Source organism: Treponema porcinum (assembly GCF_900167145.1).
GTDB classification, from domain to species: domain Bacteria; phylum Spirochaetota; class Spirochaetia; order Treponematales; family Treponemataceae; genus Treponema_D; species Treponema_D porcinum.
The window spans coordinates 35,153-61,511 of the sequence record NZ_FUWG01000016.1 but is presented as its reverse complement, the minus strand read 5'-3'; the positions used below and the strand labels follow the sequence as shown (position 1 = coordinate 61,511).

20 protein-coding genes are annotated in these 26,359 nt (G+C 43.1%); 4 read left to right on the top strand and 16 right to left on the bottom strand.

Translation table 11 applies throughout. The features are described from left to right. Positions 1 to 58: 58 nt before the first annotated feature. The 10 genes from B5D55_RS10280 to B5D55_RS10235 form a co-directional block, all read right to left on the bottom strand. The gene (locus B5D55_RS10280) at positions 59 to 619 is read right to left on the bottom strand and encodes an NUDIX hydrolase (protein ID WP_078933924.1); all 561 of its coding nucleotides are present in this window, start codon (positions 617 to 619) and stop codon (positions 59 to 61) included. Beyond that, entirely contained in the window at positions 616 to 2,766 is a 2,151-nt protein-coding gene (locus tag B5D55_RS10275; protein ID WP_078933923.1) for an ATP-binding cassette domain-containing protein, read from the bottom strand. Before B5D55_RS10275 ends, B5D55_RS10280 begins: the two co-directional genes overlap by 4 nt. 9 nt (positions 2,767 to 2,775) lie before the next feature. Then, the gene (locus B5D55_RS10270; protein ID WP_078933922.1) at positions 2,776 to 3,600 is read right to left on the bottom strand and encodes a hypothetical protein; all 825 of its coding nucleotides are present in this window, start codon (positions 3,598 to 3,600) and stop codon (positions 2,776 to 2,778) included. Positions 3,601 to 3,674: 74 nt separating this feature from the next. Further along, positions 3,675 to 5,783, bottom strand: a complete 2,109-nt coding sequence (locus B5D55_RS10265; protein ID WP_159446212.1) for a methyl-accepting chemotaxis protein — start codon at positions 5,781 to 5,783, stop codon at positions 3,675 to 3,677. A gap of 124 nt (positions 5,784 to 5,907) precedes the next feature. After that, positions 5,908 to 6,585 carry a hypothetical protein gene (locus tag B5D55_RS10260; protein WP_078933920.1) on the bottom strand — a complete coding sequence of 226 codons (678 nt, stop codon included), beginning with the start codon at positions 6,583 to 6,585 and terminating at the stop codon, positions 5,908 to 5,910. 90 nt (positions 6,586 to 6,675) lie between these two features. After that, on the bottom strand, positions 6,676 to 8,772 hold the full coding sequence (fusA, locus tag B5D55_RS10255) for an elongation factor G (RefSeq protein ID WP_078933919.1): 2,097 nt from the start codon (positions 8,770 to 8,772) through the stop codon (positions 6,676 to 6,678). Positions 8,773 to 9,618: 846 nt separating this feature from the next. After that, complete coding sequence (locus tag B5D55_RS10250) at positions 9,619 to 10,191, bottom strand: hypothetical protein (RefSeq protein WP_078933918.1); 573 nt, start codon at positions 10,189 to 10,191, stop codon at positions 9,619 to 9,621. Between the two features lie 136 nt (positions 10,192 to 10,327). Further along, positions 10,328 to 11,689: a histidinol dehydrogenase gene (gene hisD, locus B5D55_RS10245; protein ID WP_078933917.1), complete on the bottom strand. Its 1,362-nt coding sequence runs from the start codon at positions 11,687 to 11,689 to the stop codon at positions 10,328 to 10,330. A 24-nt stretch (positions 11,690 to 11,713) separates the two neighbouring features. Then, positions 11,714 to 13,009, bottom strand: a complete 1,296-nt coding sequence (hisIE, locus tag B5D55_RS10240) for a bifunctional phosphoribosyl-AMP cyclohydrolase/phosphoribosyl-ATP diphosphatase HisIE (protein WP_078933916.1) — start codon at positions 13,007 to 13,009, stop codon at positions 11,714 to 11,716. 282 nt (positions 13,010 to 13,291) lie between these two features. Beyond that, positions 13,292 to 13,852: an STAS domain-containing protein gene (locus B5D55_RS10235; RefSeq protein WP_078933915.1), complete on the bottom strand. Its 561-nt coding sequence runs from the start codon at positions 13,850 to 13,852 to the stop codon at positions 13,292 to 13,294. A 154-nt stretch (positions 13,853 to 14,006) separates the two neighbouring features. Between B5D55_RS10235 and B5D55_RS10230 the strand changes: the two genes are divergently transcribed. Beyond that, positions 14,007 to 14,741 (top strand): RNA methyltransferase, encoded by a 735-nt coding sequence (locus tag B5D55_RS10230; RefSeq protein ID WP_078933944.1) that lies wholly within the window; start codon positions 14,007 to 14,009, stop codon positions 14,739 to 14,741. 41 nt (positions 14,742 to 14,782) lie between these two features. Here the strand turns inward: B5D55_RS10230 and B5D55_RS10225 are convergent, their stop codons facing one another. From B5D55_RS10225 to B5D55_RS10210, 4 genes are all read right to left on the bottom strand, one after another. Then, complete coding sequence (locus tag B5D55_RS10225; protein WP_078933914.1) at positions 14,783 to 15,967, bottom strand: sigma-54-dependent transcriptional regulator; 1,185 nt, start codon at positions 15,965 to 15,967, stop codon at positions 14,783 to 14,785. 61 nt (positions 15,968 to 16,028) lie between these two features. Continuing rightward, the gene (locus tag B5D55_RS10220; protein WP_078933913.1) at positions 16,029 to 16,766 is read right to left on the bottom strand and encodes a WecB/TagA/CpsF family glycosyltransferase; all 738 of its coding nucleotides are present in this window, start codon (positions 16,764 to 16,766) and stop codon (positions 16,029 to 16,031) included. Positions 16,767 to 16,779: 13 nt separating this feature from the next. Then, positions 16,780 to 17,640 carry an RsmE family RNA methyltransferase gene (locus B5D55_RS10215; protein WP_078933912.1) on the bottom strand — a complete coding sequence of 287 codons (861 nt, stop codon included), beginning with the start codon at positions 17,638 to 17,640 and terminating at the stop codon, positions 16,780 to 16,782. A 1-nt stretch (position 17,641) separates the two neighbouring features. After that, on the bottom strand, positions 17,642 to 19,135 hold the full coding sequence (locus tag B5D55_RS10210; RefSeq protein WP_078933943.1) for a S41 family peptidase: 1,494 nt from the start codon (positions 19,133 to 19,135) through the stop codon (positions 17,642 to 17,644). 119 nt (positions 19,136 to 19,254) lie between these two features. Here B5D55_RS10210 and B5D55_RS10205 point away from each other — a divergent pair, with 119 nt between their 5' ends. The 3 genes from B5D55_RS10205 (at position 19,255) to B5D55_RS10195 (ending at position 21,878) form a co-directional block, all read left to right on the top strand. Continuing rightward, entirely contained in the window at positions 19,255 to 20,400 is a 1,146-nt protein-coding gene (locus B5D55_RS10205) for a P-loop NTPase (protein WP_078933911.1), read from the top strand. Positions 20,401 to 20,519: 119 nt separating this feature from the next. Continuing rightward, a complete protein-coding gene (gene lgt, locus B5D55_RS10200) occupies positions 20,520 to 21,509 on the top strand; it encodes a prolipoprotein diacylglyceryl transferase (RefSeq protein WP_078933910.1) in 990 nt (329 codons plus the stop codon). 162 nt (positions 21,510 to 21,671) lie between these two features. Continuing rightward, positions 21,672 to 21,878, top strand: coding sequence for a hypothetical protein (locus B5D55_RS10195; protein ID WP_159446211.1), 207 nt, complete (start codon positions 21,672 to 21,674; stop codon positions 21,876 to 21,878). A gap of 83 nt (positions 21,879 to 21,961) precedes the next feature. On the opposite strand, the gene B5D55_RS10190 is transcribed toward B5D55_RS10195, so the two are convergent. After that, entirely contained in the window at positions 21,962 to 23,320 is a 1,359-nt protein-coding gene (locus B5D55_RS10190) for an MATE family efflux transporter (RefSeq protein ID WP_078933908.1), read from the bottom strand. A 93-nt stretch (positions 23,321 to 23,413) separates the two neighbouring features. Beyond that, on the bottom strand, positions 23,414 to 26,335 hold the full coding sequence (locus tag B5D55_RS10185; protein ID WP_078933907.1) for a tetratricopeptide repeat protein: 2,922 nt from the start codon (positions 26,333 to 26,335) through the stop codon (positions 23,414 to 23,416). Positions 26,336 to 26,359 lie beyond the last annotated feature (24 nt).

The window sequence follows — 26,359 nt, the reverse complement described above, 5'->3', positions numbered from 1 at the left end:
CTTCCTGACGCAGGAATGCAGATGTTTTATTCAAAAATCTTCGCCACCAAAAACAAACTTATTCTATTTTATTCCTGTAAATCCAAACAGTCAAAGCTTTTTTTGCAGAATTAAAGGCAAGCGGAATTTTATCTATGTCCTGTTCGCAGGTAACTTTGAATGAACAGAATTCCGTTACTTCGGAATCCTGCGCGTGCAGTTTTTTTATCAGTTCTTCAATTGTTCCTTCGTTTTCTGGGATTTCTGCCGTAAAAAACAGGTCGCAGGTTTTGTAGGCGATGTTTTTGTATTCATAGTCATTTGGAAAACTGCACAGATACGAAATTTTCTGCGGAATTACACCTGTTTCTTCCCTGCATTCACGGATTGCGGCGGCTTCTGCCGTTTCGTCTGCATCACAAAATCCTCCCGGCAGTGCAAGAAAGCCCATTCGCGGATTTTTTGCGCGTTTTTCAAGCAGGATGTTGTTTTCGCAGTCAGAAATGATAATTCCTACGGCGGCAGCAACGTTATTGTACAAATCAAAGCCGCAGTCGCTGCAGAACCATTTTTTTCCGTCCTTATAGCTGATGTTTTTCTTGCTGCAAATCGGGCAAAAATTAAATTCATTTCCTGTCATTTAAAACCTCGTACAGTCATTGCATCTGCAAGAATTTCAGCCCGGCGTACAGTCTGTATTATGAGAGGTACGATAAGCGGAATTATTGCGCGTATTTTTCCAAAAAATCCTTTTTCGTCTTTTAGTCCGCCCCTTACAAGCTGGATTTTTATAATGGAAATTGCTTCGTCCAGCAGAAGCGGTATAAAGCGGAAAATTATTTCCATAAGGATAACCGGATATTTTACCGGAATTTTCAGAAGGCGGAGTGGAGCGAGCAGGTCGGAAAATCCTTTCAGAATGTCGTTTTCTGTTGCAGATGAGGAAAATGCGCAGATACAGCACAATGCACATTCTGTGTGCAGGATTATTTTCAGGCACTGCCATAATTTTCCGGCGGTTACAAAAAAATATTTATATGGAAGAAAGATTGTGTCATTCGCCGAAGCCGGGGCAAATATCATTTGAAGAATGCAGAAAAACAGCAGGAACGGAAGGATTTTTATCAATGAGCGGAACAGTTTTTTTGCAGGACAGCAGGAACAAAGGGCGTATAAAATTGTTACCGGGAGCAGGGCGGCGCACAGGCTTACTGGTTGAACGGCAACGGAAACTGCAAAAAGTGCAATAAAAAGAATATATTTTATTACTGCCGGGAGTTTTTGAAGCCTTTTTTGTTCCGCTTGATTTTCAGAAAGAGAGTCTAGCATTTTGGAAAAATATTCCGGCGAGAATATTCCGGCGGAAGGCTTCTGTTCTGTAAGGACAGTTTTTTGTCCGTCTGCCTTATTTTCTTCTTCTGGTGAAAAGTCCGGGGCGATAAGACCGGCTTTTTCAACTGTGATGCTGGTGTCTGCAAACTGCGCCTCATCGTAATGATGCGTTGTAAAAAGAACTGTTTTTCCGCTTTCTGCAAGGCTTCTCAGCAGGTGCATTACGGTGTATTTTGCAGCTCCGTCAAGACCTGCAGACGGTTCGTCAAACAGCAGGATGTCACCTTTCATTGCTATGATTCCTGCAACGCTGAGGCGGCGTTTTTGTCCGCCGGAAAGGCAGTTCGTCTGTTTTGATGCAAATTCTTCAAACGGAAGGTTTACCCTGTTCATTGCCGTTTTTACGCATTCTAAAAGTTCCTTTCCCTTTATTCCGCTGTTTCTAGGTCCGAATGCAACGTCATCTGCTGCAAAAACTTCAAATAGTGCGGCATCGCTGTTCTGCTGGCACAACAGAGGCTTGCCTGCGCTTCTGACTGTTCCGCTGTCCTGTTTTTTTAATCCTGCAAGGATTTCAAGAAGCGTTGTTTTTCCGCTTCCGGAAGCGCCTGTGAGCGCGGTGAGAGTTCCTCTCTTTAGGGAAAACGATATGTTTTTTAGGACGGCGTGCGTTCCGTATGAAAATGAAATGTTTTCTGCTTTTAGGAGAATTTCCTGTGCAGGGCGGTTCTGTGTTTTGTTTTGAAAGCAGCTGCGGTTTTCAAGAGGCGTTCCGAATACGGAACGGTACACGCTGCCCGTTTTGTCTGCAAAAAAACTACTGCTGTTTCCTTTCCAGATAATTTTTCCGCCGTTCATTACGATTATGTCTTTTGCGCGGGAAATCGCGTCTGAATCGTGGGTGATGTGAAGTATCGTCCGTTTCTTTTTGTGCAGCATATCAAGAAACGTAAAGATTTCTTCCCGCGACTTTGGGTCAAGCATACTTACCGATTCGTCCAAAATCAGAATGTCCGGGTTTATTGCAAGAATTCCACTGAGGGCAGCTTTTTGTGTTTGCCCGAGCGACAGGAACATTGATTTATGCATTGCATAGTCAAGTATTCCTGTTGATTTAAGGCTTTCAATAGTGCGCAGTTCAATTTCCGAATCAGGAAGGGACTGGCATTGCGGACCGAAAGCCGTATCACGCGCAACAACTCCGCAGATAAGCTGGTCTTTTGGCGATTGAAAGACAAAGCCGGTTCTTAATCCGTCCGCAATTTCTACCGTTCCGGCGGAAGGCTGCAAAAGCCCGGCTATAATCCGGGCAGTCGTACTTTTTCCGCTGCCGTTTACGCCGGCAATAACAGTATATGAACCGGAATCCAGTTCAAACGATACGTCCTGAACTGCCGGCTCAGGCGCATTTTCATAGGAGAAACAAAGCTGTTTAACAGAAACGGCAAATTCCATCTGTTCTGACTATTCTTTCCAGGGCATAAAGAAAGATTTTATGGAGCGAGAACCGGTAATTTCGATGTCCTCTTTTAAAAGTTCCTGCCATGGAATTTTGTTCCTGAAAACAGGTTTTTTACCAGCGGCTTCTTTTTCTGCAATTTCCAGGTAGTCATATTTTTTCAATAGAATTCTAAGGAAATTTACGCGCGAAAGTCCTATTCCGCCAAGACCCGGTGCAAGTCCTACCATAACGATTGAAATAATGAGCAGAAAAAAATTGTAAATTCCGAGTACTACGCAGCTTCCGATGTTGTCAAATAGTATGATAAAGCATTTTTTTATTGATTTCTTAAACGGATTGTGCATTATTGCTCGTAGTGAAGGATACCAGAACAATGCGGAAATGATTGTGAGCATAATCCAGAAGAATACGCTTCCTGCCATAAGACCGATAAACGGAAGCGTTGCTCCGGAGACCGGACGGAAGTAAAATATAATTCCTGCCGCAGATACAAGAAGAACTGCAAAAAGAACAATTCCGTATAAAATTCCGTCTTTTATGCATGTTTTAAGGCTTGTAAAAAACGGCTTTATTTCTGCCGATTCGTAGTCTGCAATTTTAGCGGCAGATTCAGCCCATGCAAGCGACAGGATTGACCCGGCTGTTATGACAAGCAGCACCGTACATCCCCAGATAATAATTCCGGCAGTGCCGTTTACTTTTGTTCCAAGATAGAACAGTCCGCCTCCAATCAGGAAAAAAACATCGAGTATAAGGTTAGGAACAAAGATGAAAAGCACGTTGTCCCAGCCGTCATAAAAATTCTTCTTGAAAAAAAATCCTAACATAATACGCATTGTATCATATTATGTCAGGAAGTTATAGATGGATATGAAATTATGCCGATTTGGACAGGCGGAAATCAGATTTTGTCACATTCATCAGGCAACGGAATTTCCTGTACGCTGTCTGCTTCTTCGTCTGGCAGCAGTTCTTCCGTATTTTCAGCCGGATTGTCATCATATTCTTCGATGTTTTCAAGTGCAAAATCAAGCTGTTCTGTACTTTCGCCGGACTCTTCAGCCTGCGAAAAATCCTGCTCAAGCTGTGCCTGAAGTTCAGGAGAAATAATGTTCGTGATTACGTTTGAGTCTGCATCCTGCTTTTCGCTTTCTGAGTCGTCGCCGGCTGTCTTGAACTCTTCAAGAACATTCTCCAAATCAGTCATATTCTTGTAGCTCTGCTTGCTTAAGTCACCTACTGCAGCCATTCTCTTTACAATATCAGCTGTTCCGAGTTTTATTTCTTTTATTCCGCCGACTGCTTCAGTAAAGAAATCACTTATTGCATTTATTTCTGACGCAATTGTTTCCTGCTGAGCAGCAAGATTCGTGCAGTAGTTGTTGATTTTGTCTGCAGTAGAGGCTGTAACGTCTGTTTTCTGCGTAATCTGTTTTGTCTGAACGTCAAGATTTTCAATTCCTTTTGTGATTTCCGTAAAGGAGTCTATGACTGCGGCAGAATGAGTGCTTACTTTTGCAAAAGCTTCTGCGGCGGAACGGCTGGAATGGTTCGCCTGCGTCACTTTTTCAATGACGTTTGATATAGACTCGTTGATTTTCTGCGCGTTTTTTGCTGTAGAAACGGCGAGGGAACGTATTTCCTCTGCAACAACGGCAAACCCTTTTCCATATTCTCCGGCGTGGGCAGACTCAATTGCTGCATTCATGGAAAGAAGGTTTGTCTTTGCAGAAACCGAATTGATAATCGTAATGACTTCGCCAATTTCGTCAAGCTGTGACATAACTTCATTTAGAATTGCGTTTGTTGCAGAAATTTTACCGTCTCCGTCAGAAACAAGAACGCGCATTTCTTCTGCATTTTTTGTGCGCTCCTGCGCATTTGTGCGTATTTCTTCAAGTGTGTTTGCCATTGTCGAGATAGCAACTGTACTTTCATCTATTGCCGATGTTTGTTCTGCATTGTCGCTTACAAGCGTTTTTACCTGTTCGTTTATTTTTTCAATTGCTTCTACAACTGTCGTTACGGAATCGTTTATCTGTTCGAATTCCCGCGTAATTGACTCAATGTTTGAGTTTATCTGCGTTGTTGCAGCTGCGGTACTCGTTGCTGAATCATTGATTGAATAGCCGGATGAAATTGCCTTTGAGGCCGTTTTCTTTACGATGACAAAAAAGTCGTTGATTTCCTTTACCATTCCGTTGATGTTAATCATGAGCTCTTCAAGCTCAGAAGTTCCGTGTGGTTCAAGTATATTTCGGAAATCTTTTTTTGCCAGTGACATTGAAAATTTCTGAAGGTATTTTATTTTATGCGTAAGCGAGAACGTGCTGTTCAGAATATAGATGAACAGGATGGCGCAGAATACAATGCCCAATACGATGATGAATATGTAGCATGACTTTGTGTAAGAATTTACGCGCTCTATAAGCATTTCGTTCATATTGGTAAACGTTGTTTGAAGCATCGCGCAGTCTTTCATAATGTCTCGCATCTGAGTATGGATAAGCAGCTGCTGGCTGTAAAGAAGTTTTATGTTTTCTGAATCAGGAAAATTGTCGCTTGCGGCTTTTATGCCGTTTCTGCGTATAAAGTCAAGTTCGCGCTCGGAAAGCGGAACGCCCTGCATCGTTTTGTACAGGCTGTTGAACGGATTTATTTTTCCGATAAGCTTAGTCCAAACGTTTCCGGCTTCCGTTATGTATTCGGAAAATTCTTCCGGAAAGTAGGATACTGTAGGAGAGTCTTCCAGTTCGTGAAATTTTTTATTGATCGTTACGATTTTGTTCTGCCATTCAGTATGAAGCGTCGTAGGTTCCAGTGCCCATGATACAGTCGTGTTCAAAAAGTTAGTAAGATCAGTAAGTCGTAGCTGAACAGACTGCTGAAGGTACTGGTAGTCTTTTACGTTCTGAATGCGTTTTATGCTGATAATAGTACTCACTACGAGGGTTGCCATCATACAAGAAGCGACGGCAGAAACAATGGAGAATTTTGCGTTTAATTTCATTATATACCTCGGACATACTATTTTACCATGAAATGTCATATTGCGAAACAAAAAAAAGCTGTATGCGTTGCATACAGCTTTTTTTTATGTGTTTTTTAAGAGCGCTTTTTATAATTGCAGGAAACTATTTTGTCATCAAAAGCGTTTTTGAATCAAGTTTTATGCTTTCTCCGTCAGCTTCTTTTCCGTTTGCCTTAAGGACTTTGAGTACAACGCTGTTACCGTTTGACTCAAGGTGTGCTACCGTTGCAAAAAGCGGGAGCGTTTCTTTTGTAAGCGTTTCAGAAAGGCTGCTGCTTTCGTTTGTATCGCTGAACCAGGCGGTGATTTTTTCTGCCTGTACAAAATCTGAAACAGTTTTCAAATCAGCAGCACTGATTTTTGACATATCTGCGCCGTCAATGATGAGTGCAGAAACAGTGATTCCTCCTTCTTTCAGTGCCTTAATTGTATTTACGACTTTCGGCATGGAGAATGTTTCCTGATTGAAATTCAAGATAGTTCTTTCACGCACGATGCTGTCGTTCAATTCTGACGTGTCGCCTAAATTTTTCTTTTTTCCGATTTCTGCAAGTATGCTGTTATACCATGAAATGACATTTGATGAATGCTGGTCAAAAGAAACATGAACAAGCTGTTTATCCTGAATTAATGCATCAATTCCTAACTGAACAAGAACTGATGTTTTTCCAAGTCCTTTTTTTGCTGTAATAAGTCCAAGCTGTCCTGCCTTTAAGCCGCCGTCTGCTATGTCGTCAAAGAAGCGGACCGGACTCAAGTTTATTAAATCCTGTTTTACCATAATAATTCCTCCTGTAAAAACAAAGTGGGCTTATTTAATAATAAGCCCACTTGTTGTAAAAGTCTACATTATTTTTTAGAAAGATGCGTATTATTTCTGTGCAGCCTTTCTTTCTTCCTGATACTTCTTGATAAGTTCATCAGCTACAGCATTAGGAACTTTTCCGTATTTTTCGAATTCCATCGTAAATTCGCCTTTACCCTGAGTTGAAGAGCGGAGAATTGTAGAGAATCCGAACATTTCGCTAAGCGGAACTTCAGCGTTTACGGTAGACGTATTGTTTTCATCACTAGAGTCAACAATGATACCGCGGCGCTGGTTTATAAGGCCGAAGATATTTCCCTGGAATTCAGACGGAGCTGCAATCTGAACTTTCATGATTGGTTCAAGGATTACAGGCTTTGCTTTTTCGTAACCTTCGCGGAATGCTCCGATTGCTGCAATCTGGAATGCGTTGTCGTTTGAGTCAACAGGGTGGTACTGACCATCGTTGATTGTTATTTTTACGCCGACAATTGGTGCTCCGATAAGAGAACCGTTCTTCATTGCTTTCTTGAAGCCTTTGTCGCAGGAAGGAATGTATTCGTTAGGAATTGCACCTCCCTTGATTGCATCTACAAACTCATAGTCTTTGTCTGTAATCGGTTCCATAAATCCGGCAACGCGACCGTACTGACCGGAACCACCAGTCTGCTTTTTGTGGGTGTAGTTGAAGTCGCCGCGTGTTGTAATTGACTCACGATAAGCAACCTGTGGAGCACCAGTCGTAACTTCACAGTTGTATTCGCGTTTCATACGCTCAACGTAAACTGCAAGGTGAAGTTCACCCATTCCCTTGATGATAGTTTCGTTTGATTCAGGGTCTGTGTATGTCTGGAATGTAGGGTCTTCTTTTGTAAAGCGGTTCAATGCCTTGGACATCTGCATAGCAGCCTGTTTGTCTTTTGGTGTAATTGAAAGGGAAATTACAGGCTCCGGAACGAACATAGAAGCCATTGAAACATTAAGTCCGCCGTTTGTGAACGTATCGCCGGAAGCACAGTCAACGCCGAAAAGTGCAACGATATCACCTGCACAGCCTTCGTTAATATCTTCCATCTGGGCAGAATTCATACGTACAAGGCGTCCGACTTTAAATCTTTTCTTTGTACGGGTGTTGTAAAGTTCTTCACCTTTTCTGATTTTACCCTGATATACGCGTGTATATGTAAGCTGGCCGTACTGACCGTCATCAAGTTTGAATGCAAGGGCAACGCAAGGCTTTGTATCGTCAGATACGAGCGTAACTTCTGCTTCGTTGTTGTCAAGGTCAAGGGCAATATTTTTTACTTCGTTTGGAGCAGGAAGATAGCGTACGACTGCATCAAGAAGCGGCTGAATACCTTTATTTACATGAGCAGAACCGCAGAATACGCCTACAAACTGTTCTGCCAGAGTTCCTTTGCGGATTGCTGCGATGACTTTTGCTTCTTCGACTCCTTCGTAGCCTTTTTCCATGATTTCTTCCATTAAAGAATCATCGAACATTGAAGCTGCATCAAGAAGTTCTTCACGATACTTGTCTGCGTCAGCCTTCATGTTTGCAGGAATTTCTGCAATGCGGAGGTTTTCGCCGTTTGGACCGTCGAAATAAATAGCCTTCATTCCTACAAGGTCAACAACACCTTCAAGTTTGTCTTCAAGACCGATTGGAAGTTCCATCATATGAGCGTTAAGTCCGAGTTTTTCACGAACCTGATTGCATACGCGGATTGGATTTGCACCCTGGCGGTCACATTTGTTTACGAATGCAACGCGCGGTACATGATAGCGTTTGAGCTGGCGGTCTACAGTAATTGACTGAGACTGAACGCCTGCAACGGCACACAAAATCATGATTGCACCGTCAAGAACGCGAAGGGAACGTTCAACTTCTACAGTGAAGTCTACGTGACCTGGAGTATCGATAAGATTGATTATTGTATCTTTCCACTGAACCTGAGTTGCTGCGGACTGAATTGTGATTCCGCGTTCGCGTTCCAGTTCCATGTTGTCCATTACAGCACCAACACCGTCTTTACCACGAACTTCGTGAATTGCGTGAATTTTGTTACAATAGAACAAAATGCGCTCAGAAGTTGTTGTTTTACCTGAGTCAATGTGAGCACTGATACCGATATTTCTCATTTTTGAAATATCAAAAGCCATATTGTTACCTCTTTAAAATAATATACTAATTGAGTTCTATCATAATACAGAAATATTTACAGTTATTCAATGGTGTAAACATTCGTATTGTAAAAAAAATTGTACGTCAGAAACTTTATCCAGATGGTATGGCAGGCATGAGTTCCAAGTAAATGCTGAGTATCAGTTTTCAGGCTTTCTTCATAATAAAATTCGCGGACAAAAAAATATTTTATCAAGTACAAAATTTATTTTCATCTTGATCAAAAATTATCTTTATCTTGAACAAATATTCGGTAAAAAGCCTGTTTACAATCCGTAAACAGGCTGATTTCATGTTGTAAACAGTCTATTTACAGCCTGTAAACAGACTGTTTACGGATTTTTTGCAAAAAGTGAAATATAATTCTTTATTATATAATAACATAGAATGGCATAAAAAACAATGAATTTTTATTTTTGCAGAAAGAAGATGCGGAAAATACAAAAAACGCATCGAAAAGCAGTTTTTATTTGGCCAGCAGGACTGTATGACAGTCCTGATTTCGGGTTTTGAAAAATGCACTGTCAACTGGAGGGGTGGCTGAATGGAGAAATCTCTGATTAAATCGATTTCTCGGTTTCGCCCTAAATGATATAGGAAAGGACTGTGGTCGTTTGCGCGGAATGACAAATTTCTGGCTAAAAACGGAAACCGGACATTCAGTGCAGGTAACAAAAGCAAAAACTCCCCTGAATGCAAAAAGGCAGCTTGCTGAAAATATACTTTGAAATCTAATTAGCTTTTTTTGATGGGATAGGTAAAACTGTTTTTGTAAAAAATATGGGGCTGTGTAACAACAGCCCCGGCAAAAAAGACCAGCGGGATTATTCTGAAAGAAGCTTGTCAACAAGAAATTGTGCTGTAATTTTTTTCCATGAAAAATCTGTCTCTTTAAAATTAGTCAACGGTGTGTATCCTGAATTGACTTTCAGATGTTGCGGAACATCTTTTGATGCAGTTGAAACTAAACTTGGATTCAAAACGCAAATTGCAGTCCAAAGGGTAGAATGCATAGAGAATTTTCCAGAATCAGTTTCGACTCCTTCATCAGTATATTTTTTTCCAGCTCTAAAAGTTTTTACAACATAATATTTATTACCGCCTAATTTTGAATACAAAGGAGAAGCAAGTCTGGGAATAGCAACAACAGTAAGTCCTTCTACCGTAAAATCAAAATTAGTATTATCAACAAGAGTTGATGCAGGAGAATAAGTACCGTCTGAATACAAGAAATAACAGTCTACGGACGAAGTTTTTTCTTCTTCATCTGTATACTGAAATTCTTTGTAGCACCATTTATTTTTTGGACCAATAAAATCATCATCATCAAGTTCACATGAATTAAAAAGTCCCAAAAATAATGTCATTAATACAAAGATAAAACTAATCTTTTTCATAGTAAAATACTCCTTTTCTGTCCGCCGTATAGCAGACTTAATTTATTCAATATAATAAAGCAGAACAAAGCAGAAAATAAACTGTGGTTTATTTTAATTCCAGCAGATTATTTTGGCAAGTTTTTTTTATATATCCTTACAGTCTTATCCGCGCGGCGTTTGCGTGTGCGGCAAGGCCTTCTGCATCGCCAAGGAAGCCGGCAGCGGCGGCACTTTTTTTCATTCCTTCACTGCCGTTCTGAGCCCGCAGCGTTGTTACGGTTTTAAGGAACATGCGCACGCTCAGTCCTCCTGTATATCTGGCAGCGCCTGACGTAGGAAGCGTGTGGTTCAGTCCGGCTGCATAATCTCCGAATACTTCTGCTGCGTAATGTCCGATAAAAAGCGAACCGTAATTGCATACGATATTCTGAATGTCATCGCGTTCAGAACCTTCCTTCATTGCAAGTTCAAGGTGTTCCGGCGCTTTTTTATTTGCAATTTCGGCGGCTTCTTTAAGGGAATTGCATACTATGATTTTTCCGCAGGAATCTATGCTGGCACGTGCCGTCTGTGCTGTAGAAAGAAGGACAAGCTGTTTTTCAATTTCATCGCTTACTTTTCTTGCAAACAATTCGTCGTCCGTTGCCATAACCGGCTGGGCAACAACGTCGTGTTCCGCCTGTGCAAGCAAATCCGCCGCTACCCAGGCAGGGTCGGCAGAACTGTCGGCAATAATGAAAACTTCTGTCGGACCAGCAACCATATCAATTCCGACTTTTCCGAATACCATTTTTTTTGCGGCGGCAACGAATTTATTTCCCGGTCCTACGATAACGTCAACTGCCGGTATGCTTTCTGTTCCGTATGCCATTGCGGCAACTGCCTGAGAACCGCCGCAGGCATAGCATTTTTTCACGCCGCAGATATACGCGGCAGCCATAATTCCTTCATCCGCATACGGTTTTCCGCCGGTAAAAGGCTTTCCTGGAATTCCCGTGCCTGCTTTTTCGGCGGCTGCCTTATCTTCCGGGTGAACGCGCGGCGGAGTACACAAAACAATTTCCTTTACGCCGGCTGCAACTGCCGGAGTTACCGTCATAACTACAGTAGAAACGAGCGGAAACCGCCCTGCCGGAACATACACGCCGGCTTTTTCTACAGGAATAGTCTTCTGCCCTGTAAACATTCCGGGCGTCAGCTCTACTTCAAAATCATCAAAAGAGTCTTTCTGCTTCAATGCAAATTTATAGGCAAGCTCGTGTGAATAGCAGATGGCATCGTAAACGTCGGGACTGTGTTTTTTAAGGTTTTCAGCCGCCGCTTTAAGTTCGCTTTCCGGAATTAAAAAATCTTTCGGAGAAGAAACGTCGAATTTTTCGCCGTACAGATGGAGAGCCTTGTCACCGTTCTGAATGACATCTTCTATAACTGACTGGACAACTTCATTCGTACCGGTAAAAGTGCGTCCGCTGAACCAGTCTTTTTCAAGTTCACTTGATTTTACTATTTGTATCATATACAACCTGCGGAACTTTCCGCTTTATTTTTCCTTATGACGCCTGTCAAGTTCGTCATACACATCTTTCCAGGAAACGCCCTCTTTGTACATAAGGACGCTTACAAAATACAGTAAGTCTGCCGCTTCCCAGATGACTTCATCCTTTCCGTCTGCCTCGCAGAGTTCTTCTGCTTCTTCCTCAACTTTTTCGCGCACGCGTTTTGCGTCCAGTGTTGCCGTGTAGGAACCGGGCTTTGGATTTGCAAAACGTTCGGCGATTGTTGCGTACAGGCGCTCCATAGAACTTTTTTCGTCCGGGTCGCTTCCAAAACAAGTCCAGCTTCCGGTATGGCATACGCCGCCGTGCGGAATGACAGTTGCAAGAACGGTGTCACGATCGCAGTCGGCACGCAGTTTTATCACCTCTAAATAATGTCCGCTCGTTTCGCCCTTTGTCCAAAGGACATTGCGGGTGCGGCTGAAAAATGTAAGTTTTCCGCTGTCAAACGTTTTTTCAAACGCCTCGCGGTTCGCATAACCCATCATAAGGACTTGACCGCTTACGCTCTGCGCAATTACCGGAATCATGGTGGTTTTCTGCCAGTTCAGGCAGCGGATAAACGAATTTTTAAGCGAAACTTTGCCGGTATAAAGCGCCATTCCAAGCTGAACGTCGCAGCCTTTTTTTTCAAGCTGTTCGATTTCGTCTTCAGAGGAAATGCCTCCTGCAACGACAACTCGGCATTTTACTGCCTTTCGCAGTTCTTCCGCCATCTCCATATTCGTTCCCTGCATACAGCCTTCTTTTTCAACGCAGGTAAACAAAAGTTCCGAACAGTATTTTTCTGCCTGACGTGCGCCTTCCACCAAAGGTACGTCTATCGTTTCCGTCCACCCTTTTACAGCGATTTTTCCGTTTATCGCATCCACCGAAATAATAATCCTCTGCCTGCCGATTGCCTTTACAAGTTCCTCAAGAAATTCGGTGTTCATAACAGGTTCGCCCGGCTTTATGTCTTTTTTCCAGGCGCTTGACCCGATGATTACTTTTTCTGCGCCGAGCGAAATTAGTTCCTTCGCCCTTTTTACAGAGCGCACTCCGCCGCCGGTGCGTACATTTCCGCGCCGCAAAAGGCTTTTTAATAGCGGAGTATTTACAGTATCGCCCTTAGGATTAGTGTTTCCGAGGGCTGCGTCCAAATCTATGACGGCTACCTCGCCGTATGTATCAAATTTACGAATAAGGCTGTCCGCGTCATCACGCTGGAGTACAAGTTCCCTGCCGTTTTTAAGCTGAACAACGTGTCCGTCTTTTAAATCAATAGAAGAAATTACCATAATGAGTACATAATACTGAATTTTGACTGTCTGCACAACAAACAGAGAAGGGGAGCAGAAGGGCGGCAGACGCACGAATAAAGTGTATAAAAATGTGGATAACTTGTGTACAGTGTGGATAACTTGTGTAAAAACGCCTTAAGACAGTGGATTTCGTGCAGTTATTCTGCGTACAAATGTGAAACAAAAAAATGTTTCTCACGCGCTGTTTTTCCCTCAAAAAAGTTACCGGGCATAAAAAAAACTGTCCGCCACGGACAGTTTTTTTACGCATAAAATCTGCTATCCCAGTGAAACCTGAGCTTTTTCGTCAATCGCAATAATCGACTTGCATTCAGAACATCTGAACCTTCCGGAACGGATTGCCCTGAGCCGCTTGTTGCATACAGGGCATGTAAATATCTTAGGGAATATGCTTTCTACAGGTCCTGAACCGTTCGCAAAGAAACTAATTGCGTCTTCAGAAGAATCTTTAATGTTGAAGAACTGCGAAAATCCGAGGAGCTGGAAAACTTCGTAGACTTTCGGCTGGATTTCAAGAAGAACAACATCTCCGCCCTTTGGCTTGAGCATTTTCAGAAAAGCGGTAAACGCGCCGATTCCCGTAGAAGAAACGTAACTTAAGGAAGAACAGTTAAACACAAGATTTATAAAACCGGCTTCTACAATTTTTGATACTTTTTTCTGAAAGAAATTAGAATTATAAGTGTCAATATATCCGTTTAGATAAATAAAAATTCCCTTATTGATAGACTCTGCTTTTTCCAAAATAATCTTAAGGCTGTCATCCCTTTCGTCATCAAACCCGGCAATAATATTATTGTTATTAGCGTTTGAAATCATTTTTTACTCCGATGATACTTTCATATCTTTATAAAATAATTCATACGAAGTTTACTATTATTTTATGAGTTAGTCAAATCTCATTTCTATGAAAATGAAACTTTATATTACGCTTTATTTACATTTTACACCGTTTTGTTATACTTCATCCTGTATGAATTTAGAAAGAATTTACATAGTCCTTGACCATCCGGACGAATGCAGGAATATCGGCGCGGCGTGCAGGGCAATGGCAAACAACGGAATAACGCATCTGCGCATTGTAGGAAAAAAAGAAGATTACGATACTGAAAAAGTACATATACTTGCAATTCACGCATCATCAATTTATGACAGCGCAGAATTTTTTAATTCCATAAAGGATGCCACAAAAGACTGTGCAGTTGCGGCAGGAACGACTCGGCGGCGCGGAAAAAAAAGGAAAGGAAAATTATACCTTCCTGAAGAATTTGCGCAGACGGCAGACATCGTTTCTGGTGCAAAGGACGGCGACGGCGCAAACGTAGCAGTAGTATTCGGGAACGAACGGACTGGGCTTACTGACGAACAGCTTGCGCAATGCACTGAAGGCGTAACAATTCCTTCAAGCGAAGATTTTGCCTCGCTGAACCTTTCGCACGCAGTGCAGATAATCTGCTATCATCTGTTCAGAAAGAAAAACGACTATCTTACCGGTTACACTCCTCTTCCGCTTTCCAGAATAGACAAGACGGTAGAAGCAATTGCAGACAATCTTCAGAAAATAGGATTTTTCAGCATTACGGGAAGAAACGATATGGAATCTTTCTGGAGAAGCCTTCTGTCGCGCGCCGCTCTTTCTGAAAGCGAGGCTCAATATATAGAAAAAATATTTTCAAAAGCAGCTGGAATGGTATCAAAAAAGAACTAGGGAAGTGCTGATTAACACTTGAAGCGATTATTCAGCAGATTTTACACAAAGCAGTGTTTTTCCGTCCAAGAAGCAATGTCTTCTGCGCAGACTTTTTTACCGGCATATCGGCTTACAAGATATTTTGAGCAGCGGATAACGTCGCGTGTATTTCCGGGCCAGTAAAAATTCAAAAGAAAATCTACTGCGCCTGTAGAAAAAGTTATGTCGCGGCAATTATATGCATGCAGATAATGTTCCAGAATTTCAAGAACGTCCTCCGGGCGTTCCCGCAATGCAGGAATGCGGATAACGCAGTCAGAAATCCTGTTGTATAAATCCCGGCGGAAATCTCCGCGGAAAAGCATTTCCTTGAGGTCTGCATTTGTTGCAGAAAGAAAACGGACGTCTACCTTCTGTTCGACTACAGAACCGACTTTATAAAATACTCCTGAATCAAGAACTGTCAAAAGACTTTCCTGAACGGAAATATGCATCGTTCCTATTTCGTCAAAAAAAATAGCACCGCCGTTTGCTACGGAAAAATGCCCCGGACGGGAAACCGCACCTGTAAATGCGCCGTTTATCGTTCCGTATAAATTACTTACTGCAAGCGTTTCTTTCAAATCCGCAGAATTTACCTGTACGAACTGCTTTGCGGCGCGGTTTGAAACTTCGTGGAGAATACGCGCCAGAAATGACTTTCCCGTACCGGTTTCCCCTTCAAAAAGTACAGAACAGTCAGAACCTGCGGCGGCCGCCACCTCCGACTTTACTTTTTGAATTGCACTTGAATGTCCTATGAATTTATGAAGTTTTAAAAAACTTTCGTTTTCGCCGTGAAAAGCCGCGCCGTCATCAGCAAAATAAAATTTGCGTTTCATTATGCCTCTGAAAAAATCTTTCTCGCAGGGAATGTGAACAAGAGATGCCTTTGTATGCCGCAGAAACTCAACGACATTTTTTTTCACTTCATACGGACATAAAAAAAGTGCGTTCAGTTCCACACCAGAAATCGCGGCAATAAAGCGCGCGGCATCTTTCTCTGAAAAAAACAGTGATGAATCAACAATAAAATGCGTTCCTACCGTCGCCGCAAAACTCAACAGTAATGCAGGCTGCTGCTTTCTGAACGAAAAAAAATCAACGGAATATAATCCTTCTAGTGCATTCCGGCAAAAATGAAATATGTCGTTTCTGTTTGAAACCAGCAGAACTCTTGAAGACTCATTACCAGACACAAGCATACTCTCTCTTGCACTATTGGGGTTCGGATATTCAATGAGTTATTCTTTAACTATGAAATAATCACTTTTTTAAAAGCCTGTACCAGACCAATACAAGTATATACCATATATATGGAAAAATCAAAAATATTTTCAGAGGATTGCGTATTATTTCGTGGTAGATTTCATGGCCGCGTTCAAACGTTTTTTCATCAATGCGCTTTACCCGTTTGGAAAAAATCCCCATCACTTCTTTATAATAGATGAAAATACTAGAAGAAAACTGATTGCGCCGTTTGTAAGCCCAGCAGACTTTGTCCTTTATTCCGTCGCTTACAAGAACAAGTGATGGACACGCCTTGTAAATTGCCTTGATGACATCGCCCTCAACAGACTTCTGGTAATATCCGGCATATTTACCCACAATGCGCAGGTTCGGGAATGTTGCTGCTACGTTTCTGGCGGCAGAATGCAGAGCCTGGCTTCTTGAACCAAGAAGATAAAGCGACTTAAAATGCGCATCAAGAACAGACATAGTGTGTATTACGGCATCGAACGGATTATACCTTACAGGAACGCTTTTTTTCAGGAATGATGCACCGCTGAGAATGCTTTTTGATACAGGAATGACTAAATCTGCATTGCGCACGCAGTTTTGAAATTCCCCCTTATGGCGCGCACGAAGCAAATCCCACACGGAAAGAAAGACAATCTGCTTAGTTCCCGGACGGGCCAGTAACTCAAGGACAGTCATTTCTAAATCTTCCGGCGGAACAACATCTACCGGCACACCTATTAAAGAAATTCTCTGTACACTCATACCATTCTCCCATTTAAAAATCAGCATACCTTGCTGTTTGCGGCGATGCTGTTGATTTTTCCACAAGCTCTAAAATCATTGACTGAACTGCGGCAATTCCGTAGAGTGCCGCCGTTTCGCACCTCAGTATATTCGTTGCAAAATGAACAGGAACAAATCCGCCCTTCTGCAAAACCTGTACTTCACCGGCGCTTATTCCGCCCTCACAACCGACAGCCACCGCCGCTTTCCGAATCTTCTTCCCTTCAAGAACCGTTTTCAGCGGCACTGTATTTTCGCTCCGTTCCCAAAGAATGACGGCGGCGGTGTCTTTTTCACCGGCGCACTGTTCTTCCCAAAACGCAGCTGCCTGTTCCGTAGTAACGGGCGCAAGGACAGTCGTTTCCACAGGAGAGCCACTCTGCTGCCGGGCTTCGCGTATAATCCGTTCAAAACGTTCGGTTTTTGTGCCCTTCATTGCCGCAATGCACGCCTTTTGTGAAAAAGCGCCGGTTACCGGAACAATATATTTTACGCCGCATTCAACTGCCTGCCTGATAATCTGCTCCATCTTTACGGGCTTTGCTATATACTGAAAAAGATAATAGTCCACGTAAGAAAAAGCATTTTCAATTTCGCAGGCTTTTACGCCGCGTGTAACATTCTGGCTTTCTTCAAAAGAGCCGCCGTCTGCACACACCTGAAGCACGGCAGATTTCTTCCCTTCATCAATACGGCAGACCGTCGTACTGCATAATTCGCCGTCAGGAAGACGGACGCTTAGCATATCGCCGCATTTCAGCCGGAGAACCTGACGCAGATAGCGGAATTCTTTTCCGGAAACATATAAAAGTCCGTCTTTATCCGGCTGTGCAGAAGAAATGAACTGACGCATACTACTTTGAAGAAACTGCCTTTTTTTCGCCGGATGCAGCCAGTTCGGCTTCTTCCTGAAGTTCGTGCAGTGTTTTTGTAGAAGCGACGAGTTTATTAAAATCAGCAGTCGTATTCAAAACTTCAAGCGCCTTGTTCAGCTGGATATCATAATCCAGATCATAAAGCCGGTTTGACTGCGTTCGCACTGCCTTAATCCTTATAAGACGGCGCAAAAGGCGTTCGTCAAGATTATATGTCTTTTTAAGTTCTGCTGCACAGGCTGCAATTTCCGGCTCTCCCATTCCCGGATGTGCCTCAACGTATTCTTCCACCGCATTAGACTTGATAAGTTCAAGATACGCTTTTTCGTCATCTTCTGTAAAATCAGGATAACCGGCTTCAAGATCCGGCGGAATTCCGATTTTATCTATATTAGTATCGCTCGGCGTATAATAGCGCGCCATCGTCAGCTTGATTTCTTCGGTTTCCGTAAGCGGAATCACCTGCTGTACAGAACCTTTTCCGTAAGTCCGTTTTCCTACAAGATAGGCAAGGTGATTGTCCTTGAGCGCACCGGAAAGAATTTCTGACGCACTTGCAGAACCGCGGTTTATAAGTACGACAATCGGAATGTCGCGGACGACAGTGTTTTCTTTTTTTGCATTGAACACGGAATTTTCAAAGGCAATGCGGCTCTTTGTAGACACAATCGGACCTTCGTCAATGAATTTGTCCGCAATTTCAACGACGCTTGTAATCAGTCCGCCAGGATTGTCGCGCAGATCAATTATCATATTTGCATAACTGCTTTTTTTGAAAAAATCAATCGCTTCCTGAACGCGGGCAGGCGTTTCCGGAGTAAATTGAATAATTCTCAGGTAGCCGGTGTTCTGTATCATGCCATATTTTACGGTAGGAACTTCTATCATTTCGCGGACAAGTTCTACCGAAAAAGAGATGTTCTTTCCGCGAAGAACGGTAACGGTAACCGGCGTTCCCTCTTCACCGCGAAGTTCATTAAGAACTTCCTGCATCGTCATTTCCGGCGTCGGTTTTCCGGCAATTTCAATCAGATAGTCGCCGGCAAGAATTCCAGCACGCTCGCCGGGAGAATCTTCTATAGGAGAAACAACCTCGACATACGCAGGTTTTTCAGGAGTAGACTCAACGGCTTTTGAAATCGAAAGTCCAACTCCGCCGAACTTGCCTTTAGTTGTGTCAGACAAATCGCGGATAGTATCGGCATCAAGATAGGAAGTGTACGGATCATTAAAAGCGTTCATCAGACCTTTCATTGCGCCTTCATACAGCACTTTAGGGTCAACTTCATCAACATAATACTGCTGGACTAAATCAAAAACCGAATTCAGTTTTTTCAGATAATAAAAATTGGAAACTTTTTCATCAGAAACGGATGACTGGGCAAAGCACTGCGAAGCAAAAACAGATACGGCAAAAAATACAGCGGCTCTTGAAAAAAAATGCACAGTCTGCTTAAACGATAGTTTTTTCATATACATATTTTAAGTTATAGAGGCAAAATTTTCAATATATGCACGGCGGATTGGTGTTTTTACCGCCGCCGGGCATTTTTGCACTTTTGAAACACATTCAAGTATGATATACTTTTTGTATGCAAATAATTCCTATCGCAAGCGGTAAAGGCGGCGTAGGCAAAAGCCTTCTTTCTGCAAATCTCGCAATAACACTCGGTCAGGCAGGTAAAAAAGTCGTCCTTGCAGACCTTGACCTGGGTGCCTCGAACCTTCATCTGGCAATCGGGCATAACGTAAAGAACAGCAGCATCGGAACTTACCTTACGGAAAAAACATCTTTTCAAAGCATTATAGAACCTACTGAATATGAAAATGTCAGTTTCATTGCAGGAGACAGTCAGATTCCGGGACTTACTTCGCTGAAGGCGGCACAAAAAGCAAAACTTGTGCGTAATTTCCACAACATTGACGCAGATTTTCTTATCCTTGACCTTGGAGCAGGAACGCACCAGATTATCCTTGATATGTTCCTTCAGTCTCCGCAGGGAATTCTTGTAACTTCACCTACGGTTACAGCTACGTTGGACGGCTACCTTTTCATCAAAAACTGCGCCTTCCGCCTTATGTATACGACGTTCAAAAAAGGAACTCCGGGAAGGGCACTTCTTGACAGCCTTAAAAAAGATTCAGACAAAATGAAAACTCTCTACATTCCGCGGCTTGCAGAAGCCCTGCGGCAGGTAGATCCGCAGTCAACGGAACTGTTCCTGTCACGGATGAAGCAGTTCCGGCCTCGGCTTGTAATGAATATGATTGACGACCCTAAGGATGCTGACCGTGCACAACGCATACGGAATTCCTGTGCACAGTATCTTGGCATAGAGCTTGAATATCTTGGACTTATGTACCGTGACCAGCTTCAGGACAAGGCGCTTTCTTCACGTCTGCCTGTTACCGTATACAAGCCGCACTGCGTTCTTTCGCAGGCAATCCAGCGCATCGCAGAAAAAGTAATTGCTGCAGAACCGCGTGAATTTGATGCAGAATTTACAAACGAAATTGACTCTGCCGCATCATTCTCGCAGGCTGAAGAAGAAGCAAATGAAGACTACGCACTCAAGCTGTCGGGAATTGATGACCTTGTAGGAAGCGGCCAGCTTTCAAACGGAGAACTTATAGAAATGATAAAAACGCAGTCATACGAGCTTACTCAGCTCCGGAAAGAAAACCTTCTGCTTAAGTCAAAACTTGTAAAGGCAGCAAAAATGGGATTTCCGCTGTAACGCAAAATACAGCTTTGTCAGGAGAGTGTAATCACCATACTTCGCCGTAAGCTGCGAGGTATGGTGATTCACAAGTTCGCGTTGCGAATTTCCTCATTGACTTTTTTTGGAGAAATAAAATGACATTACCGTTATTTATACAATACCCTTCCTGGATTCATCCGGAAATTTTTCCAGGAGTTCCTGTTCTGGGACTTCTGCGTTGGTACGGACTTATGTACATATTTGCATTCGGAACGGCGTTTTTCATTCTGAAAAAAATTTCAAAGGAAGGAATGCTAAATACAAAAACGTACACCGCTACTGAAGATGACCTTTTCAGTTTCATAACAACCGGAATAATTTTTCTGCTCATAGGAGCACGCGTTTTTTCTGCCCTTGTATATGATACAAGCGGCTTATACAGGCAGAAACCGTGGCTCATTTTCTGGCCGTTCGACAGCAGGGGAAGATTTACAGGACTTTCCGGGATGTCATATCACGGAGGATTTATAGGTGGACTAATCGGAATGATTTTCTGGTGCTGGAAAAGAAAACAGCCGCTTTTCAAATGGGTTGATGCAATGGTAACTGCAATTCCACTGGGCTATACGTTCGGTAGAATAGGGAACTTTATGAACGGTGAATTATATGGAAGAATTACGACAAAACCGTGGGGAGTCGTATTTCCTGATGCAGAACGCTTTTCACTGTCACTCGGTTGGGTACGCGAGTTTGCGCAGAAAGCCGGAATGACGGTTTCGGAAAACGCAGCACTCATAAACCTTCCGCGCCACCCGAGCCAACTGTACGAAGCATTTTTTGAAGGAATACTACTTTGGCTCATAATCTACTTACTGCGGAACCATAAGAAATGGGACGGAATGCTCAGCGGAATTTATATGAGCGGCTACGGATTGTTCCGCTTTTTTATAGAATATTTCCGCGAACCGGACGCAGACATCGGCTACAGGATTGCAAAAGATTCCGGCGCACCGATTTATACAAATACTTCGCTCCTGAATTTTTCTACCGGTCAGGTACTGTGCTTCATTATGATTGTAGGCGGAATAATCCTGCTTGCAGGAACCTGGTTCTACGAAAAACGAATAAAGGTGCATAAGCGATAAGGTCAGCGATTTTATATGAATAATTTTCGTATCATACTTGTAGGTTTAATCAGTGCCTTGGGCTTATACTTAATAATTTATGCCGTCCTGTTTACAGTGTGCATACTTTCAAACAGAAACGAACTGATAAAAAAAACTGATGAAGACAGCCTCAAATCCTGTATGATCGAGTCTATGCAGAAGTCTATGCAGGAAGAAAAAAAACTTTCAATGAAAGAAGAAATTGAACTTTTAAAAACAGTCATAGCCGTTAATGAAAACATAAAGCATCAAAAATTATTCCAGTTCGTATTAAGTTCGTTAATGTCGATACTAGCTGCGCTTGCGGTAATCTGTATATTTTTTGTAATGCTTTTGATTACCCTGTAATTTTTTTTGTAGGGGGGCATTTACTTTGATATTCCTAATCGTTTTTTTAGAAATGATGATGTAAAATGAAAAAGATATTTTTCTTATTTTATGGCGTCCGTTTCCTTAAGCCAGGCGTTGCTTGCGTAGTATATGAAAAAGGCGATTGATGTTGCAATCCATGTAACCGGGTAGCAGGCAAGAACTGTGTTTATTGTGCGGTGAAGGGGTACTGCTGCAAAAAGCCATACTATGCGCAGGACGCATACTCCCAGCATCGTAATAATCATCGGTCTGAACGTATCGCCTGCACCGTGAATCGTTCCCGAAAGTACTTCAATCGGCATATAGACTATGAAGAACGGCGAAAGAAAGCGCAGGATGTTCATACCTTCTTCGATGACTGCCGCGTCAGCCGTGAACAGCCTGAAAATGTATTTTCCTGTAGAATAAAACAGTACGGTGTAAAAAACTGATATTGCGCCCATCATCAAAAGTCCTTCTGCCGTTCCCTTTTTTATGCGTGAAATAAGATGAGCGCCGTAATTCTGCCCTGCAAACGTCGTTATTGCCGTTCCAAAAGAGCTTATCGTCATCCAGAAAAACGCATCAATCCGTCCGTATGCCGCAACTGCCGCAATCATATCCGTTCCAAATGAATTGACGTTCGACTGAATTATAAGGTTTGAGATTGTGTAGAGCGATGACTGAATTCCTGTGGGAAGTCCAAGCCTCATCATTTTATTCAGAAGGTTTGTTTCCGGTTTTATGTTTGTTATGCGAAAATCAAAGCTGCTGTTCCTGTGCAGTTTTTTTATGATGACTGCCATACAGAATGTCTGCGAGATGACTGTTGCCCAGGCTGCGCCGGCAATTCCAAGTTTGAGTACGGGAACGAATAGCAGGTCAAGGACGATGTTTATGAAACAGCCGGCTACAAGTACTGTGAACGGACTTTTTGAATCCCCTGCTGCGCGAAGGACTCCTGCTCCCATATTATAGATGAACATAGGCAGAATTCCGATGAAGTAAATTCTCAGGTATAAAAGCGAATCGTCAAAAACTGGCTGAGGCGTTTCAATGACAAGAAGTGCCGGTCGTGAAAGAATAAGTCCTGCCGCCGTCATAAAAATTCCGAGCACTACGGAAATCCATATTGCCGTCCGTACGGCTGCTGCAAGTTCGCGTTTTCTCCCTGCTCCGAAAAACTGCGATATTATAATCGTTGAGCCTGCGGAAAGTCCTGTGAAAAATCCTACGAGAAGGTTTATGTAGATTGCCGTTCCGCCGCCTGCAGCCGCAAGCGCTTCTTTTCCTATGAAATTTCCTACGACGACGGCATCAACTGTATTGTAAAGCTGCTGGAAAAATGTTCCGAGCAAAATCGGGAAGAAAAATGCAAGGAGTCCTTTCCAGATAGGTCCTTCTGTTATTGAAACTGTGTCTGTGCGCGGCTGAATCATAACAAGGTTATAGCACAACGCATTTTTTATTGCAAATAAAATGCAGCGTGCTTTTGCGGCAGCTGCATTGAATTTTACGTTTACCGTTTGCGGCTACAGTTTTTCAATTACTTCGTCAGAAAGGTTCAGAAGTCCCTGTGCCATTGTCTGGTCAGGAAGGTTTTTTGCAAGTTCCTGCATTTTTACAAGGACTTTTTCTGTCAGTTCCGTTACAGGAATGTCGTCTTCTTCTTTCGTTTCTTCTATTAGGTCATCAATTATTCCGGTTTTGCGCAGGGATTTTGACGTTTTCAGAAGTCCTGGTTTTCCGGAAAGGCGCGCAATTAAGAAGTCCAGAAGAAGCCGCGTCTTGCTTAAAAGGAACTGGCGTTTGTTTTCGTCGGGAAGGCTGTCGCCCATTTCGCGAAGCTGCTTGAACAAAAGCACTTCCTTGTTGAATTTCTGCGCAAGTTCCTTATTTTCAAGCATTCTGCTTATGACAGGAAGGATGTTTCCTACCTGCTGCATAAGGCTGTTGTATTTTTCTACAGCCGGGTCTTCATCCGGTTCGAATTCTGGCTTTACGGAATTTTCGAATTTCTGTTCAAGTTCTTCTGCTACAGAGTCGATTTGGTTTTGCTTGAGCGAATCTATATGATTTTGAAGCGAAGCGGCCCGTTCCTGAATGTCGTCGGCGATTTTGGTGAGTTTTTCTGCTGCTGCACCGGCTGTTTCTTCTGTACGAACTGCCGCTTCTTCTGCTGCTTTTTCCGCCGCCGTTCTTGCTGCTTTGTCCGCAACTGTTTTTATGTATTCTTCCGCCGATGAAATCGTACTTGCGATGCTTGTTGCTGCTTGTACCGCTTTTGCTGCGTTTACGGCTGCTTCTGCCGCAATCCTGCTGTTCTCGAAAGCTTCTGCCGGATTTTGCTTCGGCGGCTCCTGCGTTTTTACAGGTTCAGGCATTTCGTAAGGTGAAGAAGTTTTTTCCGGAATGCGCTCTTCTTCCGGGATTTCTGCCGGTTCGTCGTAATCTGCGCTGTCCTGCACGACAGGCGTTTCTTCCAAAGTGGCGTCATCGCCGGAGAAAATATCATCTGCCGGAAAATCAGTTTTGTTTTCCAAGATTTTATCTTCCGAGTCTGTGTCCTCTGTGTCTTTGTCTTCCTGCATAAACGGAAGCGGCTCTTGTGACTGTTCCGGCGGTCTTTGCGCTGTATTTTCAAAAACAGGATATTGCGGTTCTTCTTCCTGTTTTTCCTGCTCCGGCTGTTCCTTTTCCTTGGTTTCCGTTTCTTCATCGTCAGCCGGTTCTTCGTTCGTGTCGTCTTTTTCGTCCACAAGTTCGTCGGTAAGGGAAAGCGCATCGTCCGGATAGTCAAGCATACTTTCAACCGGAATGTCGTTGTCAACAAGCTGTTCTGCCGGCTCTTCAGCTTCTTCCTGTTCTTCTGTATTTTCTTCTTCCGACTCCTCTTCCGGTTTTTCTTCCGGCGTTACAGAATCGTCGAATTCAAGAATGTTTACGTCCTCCATTTCCGGCGTGTCGTTCAGCAGTGTTTCGGCAAGTTCGTCGTTTTCCTGTTCCGACTGTTCGATGTAGTTGCCAAGGTCAAAGTCATTCGGCTCTTCTTCCTGAAGTTCCTGCTGTTCCCGGCGTTTTTCGCAAAGTTTTTTAAGAAGGAGTTTTGCGGCGTAATTTGCCGGGTCAAAGGCAAGTGCTGTAGAATATTCGTCCTCTGCCTCTGCGTTATTTCCCATTTCTTCGTCAAGACAGGCAAGGTCTACCCAGGCGCATGCATCCTTGTTGTTTGACTCAAGATATTTCATATACATAGAGCGGCTTTTTTCGTTGTCGCCGGCTTCGTTGTATCTTTTTGCCCAGTGCAGAAGGTAAAGTTCGTAGTCCGGGGCTGATTTTTTTATTTTTTCACAGCACAGATTTACGCTGTCGTCTTTTTTCTGGGTGATGTAATACTGACCGGCAAGGTCAAGGAGTTCTGCGTCGTTTTTGTTTTCTGCGGAAACTTTTTTAAGGCAGGAAAGTGCCTGTTCGTATTTTCCGGCGGTAAGCAGGATTGAGATTGTTTTTTTCTGAACGGACGCATTCGGAAAATTGTCAGCGCTTTCTGCTTCAAGGATTGTATTTACGGCATCCGCTTTTTTACCGCGCCGGCAGTATGCTTCGGCAAGAAGCGAAAGGACGGTGCTGTTCTTTGGGGAAAGTTTGTCTGCGTTTTCCAGAGCCTGTATTGCGCCGTCGAAGTAGTACTGGCGGAGATAGATTTTTCCCTGAAGGGTGTACAGTTCTGCGTTTTTCGGATGAAGTTCGATTGCATTGCGGACAAGGTCTGCGGCGGCGCGCGTTTTTCGGTGAGAAAGCAGTACTTCGGAGTAGTCTTTTACGGCGTCAGTCCAGCCCGGTTTTGCCCGGAGCGCCGTTTCGAATGCGGCTACTGCACCTGCATCGTCGTGGATTGCCTGATACGCTTTTGCAAGGTTGTATTGCAAAATCGGATGGTTCGGGTCAATTTGAAGTCCTTTTTTGTATGTGGCAATTGCTTTTGTGTAGTTATGCTTTTCTGCATAGATTGAAGCAAGATGATTGTACGCAAGTACGTCAGACGGATTGTAGTCGATGACTGTTTCAAAACTTTCGATTGCTTCGTCTGTCTTTCCCATTGATTTATAGGTAAATCCAAGATTGTAGTTGATTTCCGGATTATTTTTGTCGATTTCAAGCGCTTTTTTCAGCACGATAATTGCTTCATCGTAGATTTTAAGGCGGCGGTAAATTCCGCCTATGCTGTTCAGTGCATTAAAATTGCGCGGAGATTTTTCAAGAATAGACTCAAAATAAGGAATTGCTTTTTCGTCGTTTCCTGTCTTGATGTAGATGTTTCCGAGTGCCTCAAGATATTTTTCGTTCGCCGGTTCTTCCCTCAGCAGTGAATTGTACAGCCGTGCTGCCATCTCAAAATCTCGTGAAATGACGGCATTCCGTGCGCGGGAAACAACAAGTTCCTTATCTTCCATTTTTCTTCTCCTGTGTAAAATCGC

Coding starts and splice junctions, on each gene's coding strand:
- B5D55_RS10225 (WP_078933914.1), bottom strand. CDS start 15,967: ATGCTTGTGTCTGGTAATGAGTCTTCAAGAGTTCTGCTGGTTTCAAAC.
- B5D55_RS10235 (WP_078933915.1), bottom strand. CDS start 13,852: ATGATTTCAAACGCTAATAACAATAATATTATTGCCGGGTTTGATGAC.
- hisIE (WP_078933916.1), bottom strand. CDS start 13,009: ATGGTAATTTCTTCTATTGATTTAAAAGACGGACACGTTGTTCAGCTT.
- B5D55_RS10195 (WP_159446211.1), top strand. CDS start 21,672: ATGATCGAGTCTATGCAGAAGTCTATGCAGGAAGAAAAAAAACTTTCA.
- fusA (WP_078933919.1), bottom strand. CDS start 8,772: ATGGCTTTTGATATTTCAAAAATGAGAAATATCGGTATCAGTGCTCAC.
- B5D55_RS10205 (WP_078933911.1), top strand. CDS start 19,255: ATGCAAATAATTCCTATCGCAAGCGGTAAAGGCGGCGTAGGCAAAAGC.
- B5D55_RS10190 (WP_078933908.1), bottom strand. CDS start 23,320: ATGATTCAGCCGCGCACAGACACAGTTTCAATAACAGAAGGACCTATC.
- B5D55_RS10270 (WP_078933922.1), bottom strand. CDS start 3,600: ATGTTAGGATTTTTTTTCAAGAAGAATTTTTATGACGGCTGGGACAAC.
- B5D55_RS10250 (WP_078933918.1), bottom strand. CDS start 10,191: ATGAAAAAGATTAGTTTTATCTTTGTATTAATGACATTATTTTTGGGA.
- B5D55_RS10210 (WP_078933943.1), bottom strand. CDS start 19,135: ATGAAAAAACTATCGTTTAAGCAGACTGTGCATTTTTTTTCAAGAGCC.
- B5D55_RS10220 (WP_078933913.1), bottom strand. CDS start 16,766: ATGAGTGTACAGAGAATTTCTTTAATAGGTGTGCCGGTAGATGTTGTT.
- B5D55_RS10280 (WP_078933924.1), bottom strand. CDS start 619: ATGACAGGAAATGAATTTAATTTTTGCCCGATTTGCAGCAAGAAAAAC.
- B5D55_RS10265 (WP_159446212.1), bottom strand. CDS start 5,783: ATGAAATTAAACGCAAAATTCTCCATTGTTTCTGCCGTCGCTTCTTGT.
- B5D55_RS10230 (WP_078933944.1), top strand. CDS start 14,007: ATGAATTTAGAAAGAATTTACATAGTCCTTGACCATCCGGACGAATGC.
- hisD (WP_078933917.1), bottom strand. CDS start 11,689: ATGATACAAATAGTAAAATCAAGTGAACTTGAAAAAGACTGGTTCAGC.
- B5D55_RS10185 (WP_078933907.1), bottom strand. CDS start 26,335: ATGGAAGATAAGGAACTTGTTGTTTCCCGCGCACGGAATGCCGTCATT.
- lgt (WP_078933910.1), top strand. CDS start 20,520: ATGACATTACCGTTATTTATACAATACCCTTCCTGGATTCATCCGGAA.
- B5D55_RS10215 (WP_078933912.1), bottom strand. CDS start 17,640: ATGCGTCAGTTCATTTCTTCTGCACAGCCGGATAAAGACGGACTTTTA.
- B5D55_RS10260 (WP_078933920.1), bottom strand. CDS start 6,585: ATGGTAAAACAGGATTTAATAAACTTGAGTCCGGTCCGCTTCTTTGAC.
- B5D55_RS10275 (WP_078933923.1), bottom strand. CDS start 2,766: ATGGAATTTGCCGTTTCTGTTAAACAGCTTTGTTTCTCCTATGAAAAT.